The 20,711-nt window shown below is 59.2% G+C and carries 16 protein-coding genes and 1 pseudogene; 2 read left to right on the top strand and 15 right to left on the bottom strand.

The window, feature by feature from the left end; genetic code table 11:
- Positions 1-611 precede the first annotated feature (611 nt).
- The gene (locus tag ACFMBG_RS08790; protein ID WP_421054322.1) at positions 612-1,499 is read right to left on the bottom strand and encodes a LysR family transcriptional regulator; all 888 of its coding nucleotides are present in this window, start codon (positions 1,497-1,499) and stop codon (positions 612-614) included.
- Between the two features lie 96 nt (positions 1,500-1,595).
- Between ACFMBG_RS08790 and ACFMBG_RS08785 the strand changes: the two genes are divergently transcribed.
- The gene (locus tag ACFMBG_RS08785; RefSeq protein ID WP_421054321.1) at positions 1,596-2,774 is read left to right on the top strand and encodes an MFS transporter; all 1,179 of its coding nucleotides are present in this window, start codon (positions 1,596-1,598) and stop codon (positions 2,772-2,774) included.
- 219 nt (positions 2,775-2,993) lie between these two features.
- Here ACFMBG_RS08785 and bktB read toward each other — a convergent pair whose 3' ends face one another.
- The 12 genes and pseudogenes from bktB to ACFMBG_RS08725 all read right to left on the bottom strand — a co-directional run bounded on the left by bktB (position 2,994) and on the right by ACFMBG_RS08725 (position 18,160).
- Positions 2,994-4,175 (bottom strand): beta-ketothiolase BktB, encoded by a 1,182-nt coding sequence (gene bktB / locus ACFMBG_RS08780; protein ID WP_421054320.1) that lies wholly within the window; start codon positions 4,173-4,175, stop codon positions 2,994-2,996.
- A gap of 123 nt (positions 4,176-4,298) precedes the next feature.
- The gene (locus ACFMBG_RS08775) at positions 4,299-6,032 is read right to left on the bottom strand and encodes a PHA/PHB synthase family protein (protein ID WP_421054319.1); all 1,734 of its coding nucleotides are present in this window, start codon (positions 6,030-6,032) and stop codon (positions 4,299-4,301) included.
- A 57-nt stretch (positions 6,033-6,089) separates the two neighbouring features.
- The gene (locus ACFMBG_RS08770) at positions 6,090-8,024 is read right to left on the bottom strand and encodes an acyl CoA:acetate/3-ketoacid CoA transferase (RefSeq protein WP_421054318.1); all 1,935 of its coding nucleotides are present in this window, start codon (positions 8,022-8,024) and stop codon (positions 6,090-6,092) included.
- A 78-nt stretch (positions 8,025-8,102) separates the two neighbouring features.
- Positions 8,103-8,882: a 3-hydroxybutyrate dehydrogenase gene (locus ACFMBG_RS08765; RefSeq protein ID WP_421054317.1), complete on the bottom strand. Its 780-nt coding sequence runs from the start codon at positions 8,880-8,882 to the stop codon at positions 8,103-8,105.
- A gap of 98 nt (positions 8,883-8,980) precedes the next feature.
- The gene (locus tag ACFMBG_RS08760) at positions 8,981-10,153 is read right to left on the bottom strand and encodes an E22 family MetX-like putative esterase (RefSeq protein ID WP_421054316.1); all 1,173 of its coding nucleotides are present in this window, start codon (positions 10,151-10,153) and stop codon (positions 8,981-8,983) included.
- Between the two features lie 27 nt (positions 10,154-10,180).
- Complete coding sequence (locus ACFMBG_RS08755; RefSeq protein WP_421054315.1) at positions 10,181-11,566, bottom strand: TRAP transporter large permease; 1,386 nt, start codon at positions 11,564-11,566, stop codon at positions 10,181-10,183.
- On the bottom strand, positions 11,563-12,186 hold the full coding sequence (locus ACFMBG_RS08750; RefSeq protein WP_421054314.1) for a TRAP transporter small permease subunit: 624 nt from the start codon (positions 12,184-12,186) through the stop codon (positions 11,563-11,565). Before ACFMBG_RS08750 ends, ACFMBG_RS08755 begins: the two co-directional genes overlap by 4 nt.
- Before the next feature lie 87 nt (positions 12,187-12,273).
- Positions 12,274-12,864, bottom strand: a complete 591-nt coding sequence (locus ACFMBG_RS08745; protein ID WP_421054313.1) for a hypothetical protein — start codon at positions 12,862-12,864, stop codon at positions 12,274-12,276.
- 66 nt (positions 12,865-12,930) lie between these two features.
- A complete protein-coding gene (locus ACFMBG_RS08740; protein ID WP_421054325.1) occupies positions 12,931-13,911 on the bottom strand; it encodes a TRAP transporter substrate-binding protein in 981 nt (326 codons plus the stop codon).
- Positions 13,912-14,401: 490 nt separating this feature from the next.
- Positions 14,402-15,847, bottom strand: coding sequence for a sigma-54 interaction domain-containing protein (locus tag ACFMBG_RS08735; RefSeq protein WP_421054312.1), 1,446 nt, complete (start codon positions 15,845-15,847; stop codon positions 14,402-14,404).
- 270 nt (positions 15,848-16,117) lie between these two features.
- A pseudogene (gene phaZ / locus ACFMBG_RS08730) lies at positions 16,118-16,963 on the bottom strand (polyhydroxyalkanoate depolymerase); the annotation flags it as partial.
- Between the two features lie 20 nt (positions 16,964-16,983).
- Positions 16,984-18,160, bottom strand: a protein-coding gene (locus ACFMBG_RS08725) for an IS3 family transposase (RefSeq protein ID WP_421054311.1) whose coding sequence is annotated in 2 segments (ribosomal slippage) — positions 16,984-17,931 and positions 17,933-18,160 — 1,176 coding nt in all. Because the reading frame shifts where the segments join, the coding sequence is not laid out codon by codon here.
- A gap of 36 nt (positions 18,161-18,196) precedes the next feature.
- Between ACFMBG_RS08725 and ACFMBG_RS08720 the strand changes: the two genes are divergently transcribed.
- Positions 18,197-18,841 (top strand): DNA-binding protein, encoded by a 645-nt coding sequence (locus tag ACFMBG_RS08720; protein ID WP_421054310.1) that lies wholly within the window; start codon positions 18,197-18,199, stop codon positions 18,839-18,841.
- Positions 18,842-19,126: 285 nt separating this feature from the next.
- On the opposite strand, the gene ACFMBG_RS08715 is transcribed toward ACFMBG_RS08720, so the two are convergent.
- Together ACFMBG_RS08715 and ACFMBG_RS08710 are read right to left on the bottom strand one after the other, a co-directional pair.
- The gene (locus ACFMBG_RS08715; protein WP_421054309.1) at positions 19,127-19,798 is read right to left on the bottom strand and encodes a Fe2+-dependent dioxygenase; all 672 of its coding nucleotides are present in this window, start codon (positions 19,796-19,798) and stop codon (positions 19,127-19,129) included.
- Between the two features lie 411 nt (positions 19,799-20,209).
- On the bottom strand, positions 20,210-20,536 hold the full coding sequence (locus tag ACFMBG_RS08710) for a hypothetical protein (protein WP_421054308.1): 327 nt from the start codon (positions 20,534-20,536) through the stop codon (positions 20,210-20,212).
- Positions 20,537-20,711 lie beyond the last annotated feature (175 nt).

The following is a 20,711-nucleotide window of genomic DNA, read 5'->3' as shown; positions in this document are numbered from 1 at the left end:
ATACCCCGTTCAAAACCCGTCGGGGATGCACTGCGGGCATCCCGCGTGATAACTGGGTTGCATGAGCAGTTTAGCACCCACGAAGTATAAGACTACGAACCAGTCGGCTTAGCCGCACGAAAGGCCGTTGCAATCAAGGCCCCGGCACCGGGAACTGTTTTCGGTCGACGGCACACGGCGCCGCTGGTCCGATATCGGACCAGCGGCGCCGTGTGCCGTCGACCGAAAACAGTTCCCGGTGCCGGGGCCTTGATTGCAACGGCCTTTCGTGCGGCTAAGCCGACTGGTTCGTAGTCTTATACTTCGTGGGTGCTAAACTGCTCATGCAACCCAGTTATCACGCGGGATGCCCGCAGTGCATCCCCGACGGGTTTTGAACGGGGTATGTACGTCCTGAAATCCCCCCAGCTGAGAGTCTGCACCGCCGGCTTGCACACGCCTGAAGCCAAAGTTTGATTTCACACCTTTTCAGCCGAGCCAATTTGGCAGAAATCTCCAGCTTCAGACAATCCGGTTTTAATGGCGCAGGGTAGATCTGGAATACTACAGCAGCCGCCCCCGGCCTCAGAACGCTGCGCCCGGCGGCTCCGGGCAAGCAATGTCTTCGCGCATCAGGCTTTCAGGTGGTTGCGCATGAATTCCAGGAATGTCTCGAGCCTGCGGGACCTGGATGCAGGCTCGAAGTAAACGGCTGAGATATCCATCGGCGGCGCGTCAAGCTGGCCGGGCAGAAGCTCCACCAGGCGGCCGGCCGCAATGTCGGCATCCACAAGGAAATCGGACAAGCGGGATATTCCCATTCCGTTGAGGACCAGATGGCGCACGGCCTCACCGTTGTCTGCTTGGACGGACGCCGGCACGGCAGCAGCCGATGGTTCGCCCTTGAAGCGCAGTTCGTTTATGTGCCGGGTTGTGGTGAAGCGGACTTGCTGCAGGCGCTTGAGATCCGCAACCGTTTTGGGTGTTCCGTTTTTCGCGATGTAGCCTGGCGCCGCAACCAGCCGCCATTGGGAGACGCCCAGTGGCCGCACGATCAGCTCCGAGTTCTCCAGGCGGCCCAACCGGATAGCGACATCTGCGTGGGCCCCGATGAGATCCACAACGGAATCGGTCATCGAAAGCGTGATGTCTATATCGGGATACAGTTCGCGGAATTCCGGCAAGGCCGGGATCAGCACATGCAGAACGAAGGGGACAGCGGCGTTTATCCGCAGCGGGCCGCGCGGCGACCGGCTTGCCTCCCGGACATCGCGCAAACGCTCTGTCTGAAGCAGGACATCCCGGGCGATCTGCAGGACCTCGGCGCCTTCCGGTGTCAGATCGATGGACCGGGTCGTCCGCCGCAACAGCGTAACCCCCAGCGTTTGCTCAAGCTTCGCGATTGTCCTGCTGAGGGACGACGGCGCCACGTTCAGCCGGCGCGCCGCTTCCGAAAAGCCGCCATCTTCGACAACGGCAACAAAAGCGGCCAGATCCCTTGTTTGCGCCAATTCGTGCATTTTGCGCAATAGTCCCTTCGAGTCTGTTCTGTTTTTACAATAGAAAAGCGCGTCTATCTGTCCAGCCGAAGTTTCGTAAGCCAAACGGAGGCAATCATGCCACTTGCACTTTGGGCGCTGGCCATCAGCGCTTTTGCCGTCGGCACGACAGAGTTCGTGATCGTCGGCCTCATCCCTACAATCGCCGCTGATCTCGGCGTGTCCCTTCCCAGCGCGGGCCTGCTGGTCAGCCTCTATGCTCTTGGTGTCACGATCGGGGCGCCGGTCCTGACAGCTTTGGCCGGCGGCATGAACCGCAAGCGGCTGCTGCTGCTGCTGCTGGTTCTTTTCACGGCGGGCAACCTGTTCTCGGCCTTTGCGCCGGGATACAACGCGCTGGTTGCAGCGCGGTTCATTACTGGCCTGGCGCATGGCGTTTTCTTTGCAATCGCATCGACGATTGCGACCAATCTCGTGTCCAAGGAAAAGGAATCCAGCGCCATCGCCCTGGTCTTCATGGGCTTGACCGTTGCGCTGGTCACCGGTGTGCCCCTCGGCACCTGGATCGGTCAGACCTTTGGCTGGCAGGCCACCTTTCTTGGCGTGGTCATCCTGGCGCTGACCGGCCTGGTCTCAAGCGCGGTGCTGGTGCCTTCGGACCTCGAACAGGCGCCGGCTCCGGGCCTCGGCCAGCAGCTGCAGGTTCTCACCTCTCCGCGTCTGCTTCTGGTGTATCTGATCACGGCGGTCGGCTATGGTGGCAATTTCATTGCCTTCACCTTCCTTGCGCCGATGCTGACCGGGGTCACGGGCATGACCGAAGGCATGGTGGGGATCGTGATGCTTGTGTATGGCGTCTCTGTTGCGGTGGGGAATATTCTGGGGGGCAAGCTGTCTGACCGCCTGGGCCCGGTCGCTTCGCTGACCTGGATCTTCCTTGGCCTCGCCGCCGCGCTTGTTCTGCTGGGCCTCGCGCTGAACACCAGCTGGGCGGCGATTGCGGTGGTGCTGTTCTGGGGCGGGTTTGCCTTTGGCAACGTCCCGCCGCTGCAAGCCTATGTGGTGCAGATCGCCCGGGAAGTCGCGCCCGGCGCAGTGGATGTGGCTTCGGGTCTGAACATCGGAGCCTTCAACCTGGGGATCGCGCTGGGAGCCGGCGCCGGCGGTCTTGCGGTGGAGAGCCTTGGGCTAGAGGCAACACCCTATCTTGCGGCGGCACTGGTGCTGGCGGGCGTCGTCCTGGTGCGCCTGAGCGGTGCGCTGGGCCGCCGTGCCGGCGCAGTTGCGGCAGAGTGACCGCGATGGCCGCTCCCAGCGCGCTTCTGCAACCTGAAACAAGAACATAATGAGGACCGCAGGTCATGAAACGAAACGACCTGCAGTCCCCTTACCACCGCGGCCAGAAAGGCCTTAGGTGTAAAACGATTGCCGAAGTCGTCTGGCTGACGGTGATGGAGGGGGCAAGCGCGCGCCCCCTGCCCCGTCAGGCAAAAAGTGCCATGGTTCAGGTATCGCTCACACCGCGGATTCGACGACGACCGCGATGCCTTGCCCGCCGCCGATGCACATGGTTGCTGCGCCTTTCCCGCCGCCGATACGGCGCAGCTCGTACAGCAGTTTGGTCAAAATGATCGCGCCGGAGGCGCCGATCGGATGGCCAAGCGCCACTGCGCCGCCGTTCGGGTTCACCTTTTCCGGGTCCAGACCGAGTTCAGACGTGACCGCGCAAGCCTGCGCGGCAAAGGCTTCATTGGATTCCACCACATCGAGATCGCAGGCCGACAGTCCAGCCCGTGAAAGGGCGGTTCGCATTGCCGGCACCGGGCCCATGCCCATCAGGCGGGGATCGACGCCGGAAAGCCCGTAGGAAAGCACACGTGCCAGCGGAGAGAGGTTGCGTTTGCGGGCGGCTTCGGCGGTCATCAGAACCAGTGACGCTGCCCCGTCATTCAGCCCCGACGCGTTGCCGGCGGTCACGGACCCATCCTTCTGGAAGGCCGGGCGCAGTTTAGACATATCGGAGATGCTGACATTCCGACGGACATGTTCGTCGGTGTCAAAGACCGTGGTGCCTTTGCGGGTCTTGATTTCAACCGGCGTGATCTGTTCGGCAAAGCGGCCCTCCTCGATTGCCCGGGCCGCGCGCCGGTGACTTTCCACCGCAAACGCATCCTGGGTTTCACGGCTGATGCCGAACTCGGCAGCAATGTTTTCGGCGGTCACCCCCATATGGCCGTGGCCGAAAGGATCGGTCAGCACGCCGACCATCATATCGGTTGCTTGTGCGTCGCCCATCTTCTGCCCCCAGCGCGCAGAGGGCAGAAGGTACCCTGACCGGCTCATGCTTTCGGTGCCGCCCGCCAAAACGACTTCGGCATCGCCCATGCTGAGAGTTTGGATGCCCGAAACCACAGCCTGAAGGCCCGAGCCGCAGAGGCGGTTCACAGTCAGCGCGGGGGAAGAATCCGGAACACCTGCGGCCGACGCAACACAACGCGAGACATACATGTCGCGGGCTTCGGTGTGGATGACATTGCCGTAGAAAGCCTGCTGCACCTCTTCCGCCTGAATGCCTGCGCGTTCGATTGCCGCGGCGGCGGAATGGGCGCCCAGATCAATCGGCGGTATATCCTTAAGTGTTCCGCCAAAATCCCCAATGGCCGTGCGGGCCGCCGATACGATCACGATGTCTTGCATGATGGTTTCCTTTCTTCTCGTGCTTAGCCGGGTCGGCCCGGCCGTCGTGTTTGTCAAAGCATTCAGGCAGCCTCTGCATCCAAGGACACTGCCACCGCGCTCGCTGCCTTTTAGGTTTTCCGGTTATTTCGAAAGAACATAGCTGCCGGGTGCGTCCTCCAGGGCTTTGAGGCCCTTGGCACCAGGTTTGCGGGCGGGAACTTTTTCCTGCGGGGTGTGCGCGGCAAGCCATTCCTGCCAGTAGGGCCACCAGGAGCCGGCCGCCGGGGAAGCCTGCTTGAGCCAGTCTTCAGGGTTTTCGGGATATTCTTCCAAGACCCAGTAGCCGTATTTTACTTTCCCCTGCGGCGGATTGATGACGCCGGCAATATGGCCGGATCCGCCCAGCACGAATGTGGCATCCGGCACAATCTGGGTGGTGGGATAAACCGATTTCCAAGGCGCGATATGATCTTCCTTGGTGGCCAGAACGAAGAATGGCGTCTTGATCTGCGATACGCTGATCGGAACCCCTCTCAACTCCAGGCCGCCATCCTCACGCAGGCTGTTTTTGATATAGATCTCTTCCAGATACCACAGCAGCATTTTAGCGGGCAGGCGGGTGGAGTCCGAGTTCCAGAACAACAGGTCGAAGGCCGGAGGCTTGCGCCCCATCAGGTAGTTGTTGACATGGTAAGACCAGACCATGTCGTTTTCGCGGATCATCGAAAACATGTCCTGCAGGTGGTAGTTTTCAAGATACCCCTTGTCAGCCATGTGCTCGCGCAGCGCCGCGACCCGGTCCTGATCAATGAAAACCCCGATTTCGCCCACTTCACGGAAATCTATCATTGTCGCGAGCGTGGTCGCTGAGGCCATTCGATCTTGGCCGGTGGCGGCGAGGTAAGCAGCGGTCGCCGTCACCAATATGCCACCGATGCAAAATCCGATGACGTTAACCTGCTTTTCGCCGGTCGCCTTTTCGATGGCGTCCATCGCGGCCAGCGGGCCTTCGCTCATGTAGTCGCTAAAGTCCTTCTCGGCATGGTGCTTGTCAGGATTTACCCAGCTGATGACAAAAACCGTGTGCCCCTGGTCCAGCAGGTAGCGCACAAAGCTGTTCTCTTCGCGCAGGTCGAAAATATAGTATTTGTTGATCCAGGCCGGGACCAGCAGGATCGGTGTTTTCCATTGCTGCTTGGTTCTGGGCTCATACTGGATGAGCTGCATGAGATCGGTTTGGTACACCACTTTGCCTGGCGTATTGGCCAGATCCTTGCCGACGGTAAAGGCTTCAGGGTTGTTCGTCGTGATGTCCAGCCTCCCGTCGCCCTTTTCCAGATCGTCTAGCAGGTTCTCGAACCCGTCGAGCAGGCTCTGGCCCTCGCTTTCCAGCAGGCGCTCACGGGCAGAAGGGTTCAGCGCGAAAAAATTGCTGGGCGACAAGGCACTGATGATCTGCCGGGTATAGAACTGAACCCGCAGATGATCCTTGGAGCCTTCGGGAAGCGCTTTCAGAGATGCCTCGATCAATTTTTCCAGGGCAATGTGGCTGTCACGCAGCGTCCGTGCGATCGGGTCGGCCTCCCACTTCTTGTCGCGGAAACGGCGGTCTGGTCCCCCGAACTTGCCGCTGAAGAAATCCGACATGGCATTCAATGCCGCCGCTTGCACCGGAAGAAACACTTCGGGCGAGGTCGCCAGCCTGGCCCAGGTCCTGGCGTAAGCGGTCCAGATTGTCTGCACATCGTTGATATTGAAGTCCTGGCTGAGCGCCGACAGAGCCGCACGGTTGATCAGGCGCATCATCAGGCCCGCTGCCCGCTGGGACAAAGCGGCAAACTGCGACCATTGTTTTGGTTGAACGTCAAATTCCATCGGATTTCTCCAAATGTGCCTGCCATGTGTCAGGGCGCTGCGGCCGCCAAGTGGCCGTCAAAGCTGCGGCTCCGAATGTGTCAGGAACGCACGTGCTTCTTCCCGGGTTTCAAACAGATGCGGTGCCGCAGAGCGTGTCAAAGTTTGCTGCAGCTTGAGACGCATGAAGGCGTTCGAGGTGTAACGGGACACCTTGCCATAGTAGCGTTCTTCCAGCGAACGGACCAATGCAGCGTACTCGGCCTCGAGCTCTGGTGAGATTTCGAACAGGTTGTAATTCACGATCACATCGACCGCTTGGCCGTGGCCGCCTAGGATCTTTTCAAGCACATCGCGAATTTTCCCAATGTCCGCTGACGAGCGGATCCGCAGGCGCTCGAAGTTCAGATACAGCTGGTTACGGCCTGCATCTAGCGAGATCCTGTCTTCAAGATGCAAATCGAACAGCATGTCTTCGAGGCCTATACGCTCTTCGGTGAAGATGCCCGAAAACATCGGTTTCACCTTGCTGGTATCCAGTTCGAAATCCACGTGGCTCAGAATGTCGCGCTGAATATCAATGCCTGGAGCGGCCTCGCTCAGGATCACGCGGCCTTCATCCAGGCGGAACACGGCCCTTTCGGTCACGTAGAGAACTTCAGTCCCGTTTGTAGTGGCCTGTTTTGAGCTGAACGTGATCTGTTCCACTTCGGGCAGGAATTTCCGCGCCCGCCCCTCGGACAGGATTTTCAGCGCGCCGTTTTCGATAGCGATCTTGAGGCCGCCGGCGGTGAATGTGCCGGCAAAGACCACCTTGGCTGCATTCTGGCTGATGTTGATGAAGCCGCCGGCGCCCGCCAGGCGTCCGCCAAATCGAGACACGTTTACGTTGCCAAGCGCGTCCGCCTCGGCCATGCCCAGCACCGCCAGGTCGAGTCCGCCGCCGTCGTAGAAATCAAATTGGGCGTTTTGCGGAATGATCGCGTCGGGGTTGACCGCCGCACCGAAATCAAGACCGCTGGCAGGGCGGCCGCCCAGAACACCCGGCTCTGCAGTCAGGGTGACCGCATTCAGGACCCCCTCTTCTTCGGCCACGGCTGCGACGCCTTCAGGCATGCCGATACCAAGGTTGACCACACCGCCCGGCGGCAGCTCGAGTGAACAGCGGCGGGCGATGATCTTGCGGATGTCGAGCTTTTGCGGAGCTTGCTGCGCGGCGGGCGCTCGCATCTGACCGGCGTAAACCGGCGAGAAATGCGTGGCGAAGGTCTGCGCGTGGTTTTCCGGTTTGGCCACCACCACAACATCCACCAGCGCCGCCGGAACAACAACGGACTTCGGGTTCAAAGCACCTCCGGCACAGACATGTTCAACCTGCGCGATCACCAGGCCGCCCGAATTGCGCGCGGCCATGGCCATCGCGAGGTTGTCGAGCAGCAGCGCCTCATTTTCCATCGACAGGTTGCCGTTTTCGTCCGCCGTGGAGCCACGCAGCAGGGCCACATCAATCCCGAATGCCGGATAATAGAGCAGTTCCTCGCCGTCGAACTCAACCAGCTGCACCATTTCCGGCGTCGCATTGTTGATCCTGCCGCCTTCCAGCCGCGGGTCGACAAAGGTTCCCAGGCCGGTTTTGGTCAGGACGCCTTTGCGCCCGCCAGCGATCTCGCGGTACATCTGCGAGATCACCCCTTGCGGCAGGTTCCAGGCCTCTATACGGCCGGCCAGCGCCATCTGCCCGACCTTGGGAATCAGCCCCCAATGCCCGCCGATGCCGCGTTTCAGAAGACCCTCGTGCCCGAAACGGTTCAGACCGCGTTGGGCACCGTCGCCCTGACCAGCAGCAAAGACAGCCGTAAGACTGGAGGGGGACCCGGTTTCGAGATACCGTTTTTCAATGGCCTGCAGCACTTCGTCCGGGACACCGATGCCAACAAAACCGCTGGTGGCAACAGTGTCGCCGTCGCTGATCAGCATGGCGGCATCTTCCGGAGATGCGATTTTCGTGCTCATCTTGGTCTCCCTCCCTGATTTGATGCCGCGATCGGTGCGGTACAACGCCAATTTCAGATCACTCTGAGAAATTGGCCCTTACTGCGCGATCCAGCCGCCATCGACGTTGATTGCCGATCCCCGGATTTCAGACGCAGCGTCCGAGCACAGGAAGGCGACCGTGCTGCCGATCTGCTCAGGTGTGACGAAATTCTGCGACGGCTGCTTTTCGCCAAGCATTTTTTCGATGGCTTCCTGCTCGGAAATGCCGTGTTCCGCCGCCACGTCGTCGATCTGCTTTTGCACCAGGGGCGTCAGCACCCAGCCCGGGCAGACAGCATTGCAGGTGACCGGGGTCCGGGCATTTTCCAGTGCAACTACTTTGGTCAGGCCGATGACCCCGTGTTTGGCAGCAACATAGGCCGATTTGTTGACGGAGCCGACGAGACCATGCACCGAAGCTACATTCACGATCCGGCCAAAACCGTTGGCTTTCATCAGCGGCAGCACCGCGCGGATGGCATGGAAATTCGACGAAAGGTTGATCGCCATGATCATGTCCCAGCGATCGGCCGGAAAGTCCTCGACGGACGCGGTGTGCTGGATCCCTGCATTGTTCACCAGGATGTCCACCGATCCGAATTTGCTTTGGCACATGGCCACCATGGCAGAAATGTCATCGGGCACCGACATGTCGGCACCGCAGTACTTCACGTCGACGCCATGGCGGCTGGAAATGCTATCCTGGATCGCCTGGATCTCATCGCGGTCGCCAAAGCCGTTGAGCAGGATATTGCAACCCGTGGAGGCGAGGGTCTCAGCGATTGCGAGGCCAATGCCGCTGGTGGATCCGGTTACGATTGCTGCTTTGGTAGACACGTGAAAACTCCAAGGTAGGGGTAAGTGGAAGCGGGGCGGTTCAGCCCGCGGCCCACGGGATGCAGAGCCGGAAAGCACTTCCGCCTCCGCATTGCGGTTCAATTCTCGAGAAAGCCCTTCAGACTGCCTTCCGCCTGCTGCAGTGACAGGACGCCGTCCAGATGGCCTCGGGTGCCTTCCAGTTCGACAACGGTGACCGGCGTGCCGTCCGACCGGATGATGCTGGCAGTTTCGCGGACATGGTTGCCCGGGAACACCAGGTCTTCGTCGGTGTGGATGATCATGACGGGCACATCGATGGCGAGCAGCCCATCATAAAGCCCTTCCTTGTGGCCTGTAACGAACAGCTGGTTGGCCTTTGCCAGATACAGGAAATGGTTGGCGTCAGAAGATTTTGCCCGTGCCGCGCCCGCACCGGTCAGGACGGCTTCGATCTTGAAGAGATTGTCGTGGCTTGCAGCGGGATCCGCGTCTTCAACGGCCCAGGCCCGTCCGAAGACACCATTGGACCATTCGTCGCTTTGCGCATGCAGCGTCACGATTTTCAGCGCTTCGCCCAGGCCTTTGAGCGGCGGTTCACCGCCATAGTAGTCGCCGCCATTCCAATTCGGATCCAGCTTGATCGGCGCTGCCCAAATGTTTAGCCAGGCAATCAGATCGCCCGAGGCCCAGCCCGCGCCGATGACCGGCACGATGCGGCCTACCTTGTCGGGGTAGCGTGCGCCCCATTCATAGGTCTGCAGCGAACCCATCGAAGCACCGACAACCGCATGCAGGCTTTCGATTCCCAATTGATCCAGCAGGGCTTTCTGGGTTTCCACAAAATCGCCGATGGTCAGTATCGGAAAATCCATTCCATATGGCTTGCCTGTGTCCGGATTTAACGAGGCCGGTCCGGTGGTGATCACCTTAGGATTATGCACCCCAAGATTCACCGGCGTATCCACCGAGATGACATAGAATTTGTCTGTGTCGATCGCCCGGCCCGATCCGATCAGGTAATCCCAATAGCCGCGCCCCTTGTCCTCTTCGCTGTACCGGCCGGCCGCATGCGAATTTCCGGAAAAGTAGTGGGGGACCAGAATGACGTTGTCCTTGGCATCATTCAGTTCCCCATAGGCTTCCCAGCCAAGGGTCATGTCCTTGATGGTTTCCCCGCCCTGGGTCCGGAATTCGGCGATCGTGAAGGACTTCTTTTCCACGATCGGCTCGTAGGCCGAAGCCGCCGCCGGAAGTAGAAGGCTCAGGTAAAAAGCCAGCGCCTTTTTCATGATTTTCTCCCTGTTCTTATTAGCTTGTCAGTAGGCAATGGAGGGCAGCCAGGTGGCCAGAGCGGGGATCGTATAGACCAGCGCCAGGCCGAACAGCTGCAACCCGATAAACGGCAGCACCCCCTTGTAGATGTGGCCTACAGTTACACCTTCGGGGGCCACGCCTTTCAGATAGAAAAGCGCAAAGCCAACTGGCGGGGTCAGGAAGGACGTCTGCAGGCAAACGGCAACCAGCACCACAAACCAGATCATCCTTGCGCCTTCGTCAGCCGGTCCGACATTCAGATCCGGCACCACCAAAGACACGAAAGGCAGCACGATAAGGGTGATTTCGATCCAATCCAGAAAAAAGCCCAGGATGAAAATCAGGAACAGGATCGAGATTAGGATGCCATTGTCGCTGAAGGGAAGCCCCTTGAGCGTGTGCTCTATGAATTCCTCGCCGCCAAGCGACTGGAACACAAAGGAAAAGGCAGTTGCTCCCAGGAAGATGGCAAAAATGAACGATGTCGTCCGGGTGGTTTGCTCGCACACCTCTTTCATTACGCTCAAGTCCAGCTTCTTGTTGGCGAGCGCCAGCAAGGTGGCGCCAAGCGCACCAATGCCCGCGGCTTCTGTGGGGGTGGCAAGGCCCGAAAAGATTGATCCCAGCACAGCCATAATCAAACCCGCAGGCGGCAGGATCGCCAGCAGAACACCGGTTAAGTCCGACGCTTGAATTGGCCGGGCGTCTTCGGGCACCGGCGCGGTGGTGGAAGACACCCGGGCGATGATGATTTCGTAGGCAACATAAAGAACCCCCAGCATGACACCCGGGATGAGCGCGCCCATGAACAGCCCGCCTGCATCAACGCCGGCGGTCCGGTCCGCCATCAGAACCAGCATGATGGACGGCGGAATGATGATCCCCAGCGCACCGGTAGCGCACACCACACCGGACGAGAAGGTCGGGCTGTAGTGGTTCTTCATCATTACCGGCATGCCCAGCAGCGCCAGCAGGACCACGGAGGCGCCGATGATGCCGGTCGATGCCGCCAGCAGTACACCGATAAGGGTCACCGTCAGCGCATAGCCGCCAGGAACCCGGCCGAAGATCTTAACGAAATTCTCCATCAGGCCGTTGGCAATCCCGGACCGGTCCAGCATCAGCCCCATGAAAACAAACATCGGCAAAGCCACGAGGACCCAGTTGGTCATGATTGTCCATATGCGCTGCACAACCACTGACATCTGCTGGAAGGTCATGCTGTAGAATCCGTCTTCGAGCTGAACATCAAAGACAAATGCCGCAGCTCCTGCCGTGATCAGGGCCACGCCGCCCAAGACCCATGCCACAGGAAAGCCCGTGAAAAGAAGCAGGATGAAGCCTCCGAACATGACAATGCACATGATCTCATAGAATTCGAACGTCATTTTCTGGACTCCGGAGATTTTGGAACCTTCGCGCCGAAGAAGAGGAGCGCAATGCACCGGTGCAGCCTTGCAAAAGCTGTGATCAGCAGCAGGACAAGCCCGATAAGAAGCGAACTCTTGATGATCCAGTAGTGGGACAGGCCGGCCGGGGAACTGGACCGTTCACCGTCGCTTATCGCCTTTAGGACAAAGGGGAAGGTGAAATAGAGGAGCATTAGGATGAAAGGCACCAGAAACAGCAGGATGCCGAGAAAATCCACCCAGGCTTTGCCCCTCGTGGAGATATTTTCATAGAGCAGGTCGACGCGCACGTGGTCGTCGTAGGCCATCGTATAAGAAAGCCCCAGCAGGAAGAGTGCGGCATAGATATGCCATTGAATTTCTTCGAGCTGCACGCTGCCCTGGGACAAAACGTTCTTCATGAAGACGTTGACGCAGACCACTGCGATCAGAAGTATCCAGAACCAGGATACCCACTCTCCAAATTTCTTGATGGCGCCCTCGGTGCTCCGGGAAAACGCCGTTTCAGGCAGATCGGCATGATGCACGATGTACTGAAGGTCATCCGGCTCATCGTGCGAAGTAGCCTCCCGCTGCGGCGGGTTCTTTTCTTCTACCATGGTTCAGTCCTTTCGGGCGGCCGAATGACACCATGCGCTGGTGATCCGACCGCAATACAGCAACGCAGTCCGGTCCGGGTCCGCGGGCTATTTTTTGGAGTGTTCCGCCAGTGATTTCTGGAAATCCTCAGCAACTTTTTCCGCTTTGCTGCGGGCTTCTTCCATTGCGCTGAACATCTTCGACCATGGGAAGTTTTCCTGAGAGGCGGCTTTGGTCTGAACCTTGGCCATCTCATTCTCCACATTTTCAAAGTTTGCGGACCAGGTCTTCCTGAACTCCTTCTGCGCACCGGCAATCGACCTCTTGTACTGGTCGAAGAACTCGGTCCACGCCCTTGTTTGCGCTTTGATCTGGTTGCTCAGGACATCTTCGTGGGACTGGGTCAGATCCGCCCAAACCGTCAGCGCCTGCTCGAAGCTCTCCCAAATGGGCTGCAGCTCGTCTTTCAGCGCCGGAAACGCCTCCGTGTTCCGGTCCAGCGCATCCTTTGCAGCCTTTTCCATTTGCGCCCGGGCGGCTCGCAGCGCAGCGATCTGTTTGTCGCCCTGATCGCGCAGTTGCTCCTGAAGGTTTGCGTTACTCTGTTCAACCGCCCCTAGAGCAGCATCCATTTCTGCAAGGCGCGCTGACAGCCAGTCGGTTTTGCCTGCACCCGGGTTGTTACTCTCAACAGTCATCAATTGTTCCTCCCTATTGGCTGCCTGGGGCGGGCATGCCGCCCCGGGCTCCGTATCCCGGTTTGCTTATTCGCTGGCAAAATCACGCGGCAGGTAAGCGAGGCCTTTCCAGGTCTGGTAGCTTTGCGCGAAGGCCTGCTGGCTTTCGTAGACCTTGGCGAAGTCCGCATCCGCGGCCGCCTGGTCCTCCATGACCGCGTCCGTCAGCGCCTTGAGCTCTTTCAGCATGTCGACCGGCAGGGATTTGGTCGTCACACCCTTCTCAGCGAACCCGCGCAGAACGGCCCCCTGGATGGCTTCCCCCCGCGACAGCGACCGCAAGGTCGTTGCAGTGCATGCCGTGTCGAACATGGCGCGGGTCTGATCCTCCAGACCGTCCCAGACATCCTTGTTCACGATCAAGTGGAAGGCGGTGTAGGTCTGGTGCCAGCCGGGGAAGTAGTTGGTCTTGACGATCTTGTAGAAACCCAGCAGCTCGTCCACCGCCGGCATCGAAAACTCGGTCGCATCAATCGCGCCTTTTTCAAGCGCTTGGAAAATTTCCGAGCCCGGGAGCAGTGTCACGGAAGCGCCAGCGTTCTGCATGACCTGGCCGCCAAGACCCGCAAAACGGATTTTCAGGCCCTGCAAGTCAGCCATCGAGTTGATGTCCTTGCTGAACCAGCCTGCGGTTTCCGGACCATTGATGCCGCACAGAACCGGGTGGACGTTCCGTTTGCCATACACTTCCTCCCCCAGTTCCTTGCCGCCGCCTTCGTACCACCAGGCGGTGTATTCCCAGGGCTCCATCCCAAAGGGCCGCGCGGCAAACAGGGGGGAGGACGGGATCTTGCCCGAGTCATAGCCTAGCCAAGTATACCCCGCCTCTATGGAGCCATTCTGTACCGCATCCGTCAGTTCGAGCGGCGGCACGAGATTGCCTGGTTCAAAAATCTTGAACTGGATTGAGCCTCCCGACACATCTTTCAGGATGCCGGCCACAATTCCGGCGTTTTCACCGAGCGCAGGGAGATGAGTTGGGAAGGCTGCCGGTACTTTCCAGCGGATTTTGTCTTCGGCATTCGCACCGGCAGCTGCAGCGAGGCAGGCCGCGAGCGCAAGCGCTGTTGTTTTGAGCGTTTTGATCATTTCTCTCTCCCTGATCACGCATTCAATGGCGCCAACACTTGCTGACACTCTCCGGCGTTGGCGGTCGAAAGAGTCAGCGGCGCGGTTGACGAGCGTGCCTTATGGGGAGAGACGCAGTGCGGTTACGTCAACGGATAGCTGCCCGAATTCAGGAAACCGCGCCTGAGATCATCGCATGATCCGTGGCTGCAGTCCTGTATTGTGGATACGAACATTAGGGTGAGATTGGTTTTTCACTTCAGAATCAAGGCGCTGAACTCAGCTCCAGATTATTGGACAGGAGTCGTGATTTCTGGATCGAGGCTGGCGGCAGGTGTTGGGTTACAAGAGCCAGCGCGGCAATACCTGAATGGAATCCAAGTAGTCTTGTCGGCTCAATTGCCAAGTTCCCGGCCAGTGCAGCTGTCTCCTAGAGATCATCTACCCCGAGTGCTTTCAGTTTGCTGTACAGGTTTGACCGCGAAATTCCCAGCAGACGCGCAGATTCCTCGCGGTTGCCTCGGCTGCGAAGAAGCGCATCGATGATTGCCGTCCGTTCCGCCCGGCGCACGCTTTCCGACAAGGGGATCCAATCGGTTTCGTGGTCGAAATGGGGGGAAAGATCGGCCGATGTGTTCAGCGCGAGCGCCACTTCACGCGCGCCGATCTCCTCGTCCTGCGCTTCCAGCGACGCGCGTTCGATAACGTTGATCATCTCTCGCACATTGCCCGGCCACGTATGGGCCTTGAGAAGCAGCATAGCTTCGTTGGACAAAAAGAAACTGCCCTCGTCTCGGCGGAGCCGGTCGAGAACGAATTCCACTAGAATGTCGATGTCCTCGATCCGTGACCTGAGCGGCGGGATATTGATTGGCAGCACCGCCAGCCGAAAGAACAAATCCTCCCGGAAGGTGCCTTCCTGCACGCAGCGCTCCAGGTCACGGCTGGTTGTGGCGATTACCCGGAAATCCGAGTGGAGCAGACCTTCGCCTTCCCCTGTTTCAATGACACCGTCCTCAATGACGCGCAGAAACCTGGCCTGCAGGCTCAGAGGCAAGTCGCCCACCTCGTCAATAAATAGTGTCCCGCGATCTGCCATCATCAACTGCCCAGGGATGAACTTGCGCTGGCCGCCGGGGTCTGTGGCATACCGGCCAAAGAACTGTGCTTCGAAACTTTCCTCCAGAAATGACGCCGCGTTGACCGTGATGAAGGGTTTTTGCGATCTGCTAGAGGCAATGTGGATGCCATGCGCCAAAAGCTCCTTGCCGACGCCGGTTTCACCGTAGATGAGAACCGGGCGCTGCCGGGTGGCAATCATCCGCGCCTTCTTCCGCAATTTTGAAACCGCATTGCTTGTTCCCAGGAAACTGGACAGCGAATAGCGTGCGCGCCGCATTTGCCACAGCTCGCTGTTTTTCTCGCGCAGCTGTTTTTCAAGATCGCGGTACTTGGTCAGCAAAGGGCTGAGCTGCTCGACCTCTTCAAAGAAGACAAAACCCACGGCACCTGACACTTTGCCTTCACCGTCATGGGTGGGAAGGCGGCAGACGACAAAATGGCGGTTCCCGAAACGAATGATATCAAGCAGGATCGGTTTGCCGGTCCGCATGACGTCGGGCATTTTTGTTTCCGGCACCAGTTCCCGGATCGGCATGCCCAGAGCCTCCTCCAGCGAAACATCGGCAGACAACAGCTGCAGGTATTTCTCGTTGATCCAAGTGATCCGCTCTTCAGTGTCAATCGCTATACCGCCCTTGGTGTAGTCGTTGAACAGGCTCAGCGTGTCGAGGATCTGAGCCGGCGGCTGCGTGGATCTGGAATCATGCCCTGTCATGCTTTTCCGTTCGTGTTCATTTGGCGTCTCCAGCTTCACGTAATCCGGCGTGTGGCCGCTTCGCGGAATTATGGATTAGTAACAAAGGCCTGCGTCCCGAACAATTATGCAACGCCAAAAGCACGGAACTCGCTGGCCAACCCCCACCCAGCCCTGAAGTCAGTATCCGCTGCTTTCATGCAAGAGTCCAAGCTTCCAGAGATGCCGGCCCAACAGGCGGCTGCGCGGGCAGCCCTGACCTGCGCCCCGATATCTGGTACGCAAGGAAATTAGCTGCCCACTTCCCCTGAGGTCTGTTCTGCGTCGGATTCAGGCCTTGCGTGCTTGCGCGGTGGCCTCTCCTGAGCCGGCGCCGTTATGAGTGTCGATGAAGTCGAGTACCAGAGGGCGGATGTTGTTGCGCCAGCTTTTGCCGGCGAAGATACCGTAATGCCCTGCACCGGGCTCAATACGCTTGGCTTTCAGCGTGTCCGGCAGACCGCTGCACAGAGCCAGCGCCGCGGCACATTGGCTGGGGGCCGAGATCTTTTCCTTTTCGCCTTCTACGATCTTGACCGCAACCGAAGTGATCTTGGCGAAATCGACCCTCTTGCCCGCCACGGTGATTGCGTTCCGCGCGATTTCGCGGTTTTTGAAGACCCGCTCCACCGTTGAGAGGTAGAATTCGGCGGGCATATCCATCACTGCAAGGTATTCATCATAGAACCGTTTGTGCGCATCGTGGTCCGATGCTTCGCCCTTGGCCGCCCGGTGGATTTGGTTGAGAAAGGCCGTGGCATGGCGGTCGGCATTCATGGAAACGAACGAGGCCAGTTGCAGAAGGCCGGGGTATACCATACGGCCGACGCCAGGATATTTGAAGCCGATGCGCTGGATTACCAATTTCTCCAGCTGGCCCATGATCACGCGCCTGCCGAAATCGGTCACTTCCGTCGGCGCCGCGTCAGGGTCAACCGGATCGCCCATCAATGTCAGTGACCGTGGCTGGGCCCCGGGTTCCTCTTCTGCCAGCAGCGCAGTGGCAGCCAAGGTCAGCGGCACCGGCTGACAGACGGTGATAACATGCGTATCCGGGCCGAGATGGCGAATGAAATTGGCCACGTACCGGGTGTAGTCCTCGACATCGAACTTGCCGTGCGACACCGGGATTGACCTGCCCCCCACTGGTCCCTCGTTCATAACGAGAGTCTTCGGGTTTGGTTTTGATAGTCGTCGGCTTCGGACGGTGTTTTGTTCCCGAGCGATGAGTGCGGCCTGACGGTGTTGTAATCGTAGCGCCAGAGCGCCAGCTTCCGGCGGGCGTCGTCCAGGGTGTCAAATATCTCCTCGTTCAGCAGCTCGTCGCGCAGGCTGCCGTTGAATGACTCGATGAAGGCGTTCTGCTGCGGCTTCCCTGGGTCGATGTAGTGCCACGGAATTGCGTTCTGATCGGCCCACCTCAGAATGGCCCGGCTCGTGAACTCTGTCCCCCTCGCCATTGTCCCTCGGACCAATGGCGCCTCAATGGCTCGATCGCTGACTATGCATCCGGGCTTACCGTAGATCCGCACCAGCGCATCCAGCTCACGCGCAACACGTGCGCCGGAGATGCTGGTGCCGGCAATCAGGCACAGGTTTTCGCGGCTGCAATCGTCTATCACCGCCAGGATGCGGAATTTCCGGGATGGGCCGAAGCTGTCAGCCAGGAAGTCCAGAGACCAGCGCGCATTGGGATAAGCGGCCTCCGGCATCGGTGTGCGAGATCCACGGGCCCGCTTGCGGCCGCGCCGCCGCTTCACCGACAGACCTTCCTCCCGGTAGAGCCGATACAGCTTCTTGTGGTTCATCCTCATGCCCTTGCGCTCAAGCAACACGCCGATCCGGCGGTAGCCGAACCGGCGCCGCTTTCCGGCGATCTCCTGCATCTCCTTGCGGATTTCGGGGCAGTCCGGCGGGCGTTCGCGCCGGACTGTCTTTGGGTCGACACCGACAAGCCGGCAGGCCCGGCGCTGCGAGATACCGTGATCCCGCATCGCCTTGAGCGCTGCCTCTCGCCGCTTGGTCAGCGTCGTCAGTTCTTTCCCGGAAGATCCTTCAGAACCACGTTCGCCATTGTGCTCGAACCAATGGCGCATCAATGGCTCACTCCAGCATCGTATCGGCCAGCAGCCGCTTCAGCTTGGCGTTCTCGTCCTCCAGTGCCCTTAGCCGCGCGGCCTCCGACACCTCCATGCCGCCATACTTGGACTTCAGCTTGTAGAATGTTGCTGGGCTGAGCCCGTGCCTGCGGCGCACCTCCCCCGTTGGTATGGCCGCCTCTCGCTCCTTGATCATCCCGATGATCTGCGCCTCGGTAAAACGGCTCTTCCGCATTCGTCTGCTCCTTAAGGGTTAGGCAGACTCTACATCATGGTGAGGGATTTCGCGGGGGGCAGGTCAACCGCGACCCGCCCCTGCCTCCTGAACGGTATTCCCGACCTGGCCACCCGCCCTGATCTGGCCGACCGGGTAATCGTGGTGAACCTGCCAACTATTCCCGCCTCGGACCGCCAGTTCGAAGGCGAGTTCAACCGCGCCCTGGCCGACGCTGCCCCGCGCATCTTTGCCGGTCTGCTGGATGCAGTCTCTGCCGCCCTTGCCAATCTCGGAGCCGTCACCCTGCCGGAACGCCCGCGCATGGCGGACTTTGCCAAGTGGGTCACCGCCGCGGAACCCGCCCTGGGCTGGCCGCAGGGGGCGTTCCTGAACGCCTATGCCGCCAACCGCAAGTGTTCGAATCAAGCCAGCGTCGAAGGCGACCCGGTGGCCCTGTCGATCCTAAAGTTCATTGGCGAGGAAAAACACTGGTCCGGAACAGTCACCGATCTGAACGCGGCGCTGAGAAACTGCTTCCCGCATCTGACCGACGACCCGGCCAGCTTTCCCCGCCAGGTCAATCGCCTGTCCGGCGCAATCCGCCGCGTCCAGCCGCCCCTGCGCCGCATGGGCGTGGCCATCTCCTTTGACCGCCAAGGCCACACCGGAGAACGCATCCTCAGAATTGAAACTGTGTAATCCATCGTCAGCATCGTCAGCAAACCCAAGCGCTGACGATGCTGACGATGCTGACGATCAAATCAGAAGTTCCAGATTGGTATGGCACCCCTAGGCTGGCGGTTCATCCGAAAGTTGCCCCCCTGCCAACGAACGGCCAATCCGCAACCAAATGCGGCTGTTGCCAAAAGGGTCACGAGCGGTGGAAGCGGACATTAACGACTGCATTGCGAGATGCCACAAACCTTGGACAGATCGGTCTTCAGGTCGCTGAAATCAGTGTCGACTTTCCAGATAGAAAATTTTCTATGTCCCCGTCCACATTCTTAGAAGGTTCGTGTAGGCTCGGTTGGCGCGATCTGTTTCTTCCGCTTCAGGCATATCTTTTTCCAGCCTGTTACGCGCCCAGCCCATATCATATAGAATCTCACGGCGTGCTGGGTCGCGTATCTGGCTTTCGACCCAAGTAACCGCCGCCAGCCGTTCTCCTCGTGTGACCGGTAAAACACGATGCAGTGTCGAGGACGGGTAGACGACCGCTGATCCTGCTGCCAGCTTAACCTTGACAGGGCCAAAACCGGAAAAGATTTCCAGTTCACCGCCCTCATACTCTTCCGCGTCGTTGAGAAAAACAGTGACAGACAAATCTGTGCGAATAGAACCTTCAGCCATTGTGGCATTATCGACGTGCAAGCCATATTCCATGCCTGATCGATACCGGCTGATCAGCGGTGTTGCTATCTTTGCCGGGAGTGCAAAACGCTGAAACCGGCTGTTAGACTTAAGCGCCTTGACGACCATGGCCTGAAGATCCTTTTTTGCAGACAGATCAGAATCGCCAATTTGCTCGTTTTTCTTCACGCGAGCGGCACGCTTTCCGGCTGTTTTTTTGCCGTCAACAAACGTCATACTCGTTATAGTTTTGACCATCTCTCTGCGAGTGGCGTCACAAACCACCTCGGGAATTATTTCTAGCACGCTAACCTTCCATGACTTTCCAGCTCCGATTTACACGGCAGGCGGTTCCGGTCCGTTTTCGGGCGCGCTTGCCGGGATCTGAAATGGTTTCAAGGTAACTTCTACACCAATGGTTAGAGGTAGATTTCCACGTTTCGGTCGGCACTACGCTGCCAGTCACTCCAGATGCGCTGCGCCACACCGTCGTGTGCCCGCTGAGGCGATTTTCTAACGCATTTTGCAGCGCGGCGTCCCGTTGATGCCTGTCTGCGGAGGACAGCCCGCTGTAAAAGCCACCTCCATTGCGGGCTGATGCCACCAAACCTGTATCGCACGCAGACAACACCAGCGGGCAAACGACAAATGCCAAGCGCAAACTGAGCACCGCTCACTCCCATCCCTTGGAAATCGACGCAGCCTCCTGCGATCGGCTCAGGGAATCACCACTGCGCTCCGATGAAACGCCTCCTTCACCGGCCTCTCCACTTTCGCCGCTCTCTCCGCCTTCTTCGCCGTCGTCGCCTTCTTCACCGCCTTCACCGCCGTCGCCGCCTTCACCGCCGTCGCCGCCTTCACCGCCTTCACCGCCGTCGCCGCCTTCACCGCCGTCGCCGCCTTCACCGCCTTCACCGCCGTCGCCGCCTTCACCGCCGTCGCCGCCTTCACCGCCTTCACCGCCGTCGCCGCCTTCACCGCCGTCGCCGCCTTCACCGCCTTCACCGCCTTCACCACCGTCTTTCGCGAAAGCCAGACCGGCATCAACGTCGCCAGTAATCATCGGAAGGTATCCTGGAGCTGCTACTACCAAGGCTGTTGCCAGCGCGCTGGCTGACACGAGCCTTACAGAAGACCGCATTTTCTCGTTTTCGTGTTCGTTCGACATTGGGAGTACCCCTTCAACAGAGTGTCTTTGAAGACTACAACGCTCGCAGTC

Source organism: Leisingera coralii (assembly GCF_049056525.1).
Classification (GTDB): domain Bacteria; phylum Pseudomonadota; class Alphaproteobacteria; order Rhodobacterales; family Rhodobacteraceae; genus Leisingera; species Leisingera coralii.
The sequence above is the reverse complement of the archived record's forward strand: the minus strand, read 5'-3'. Positions and strand labels throughout refer to the sequence as shown.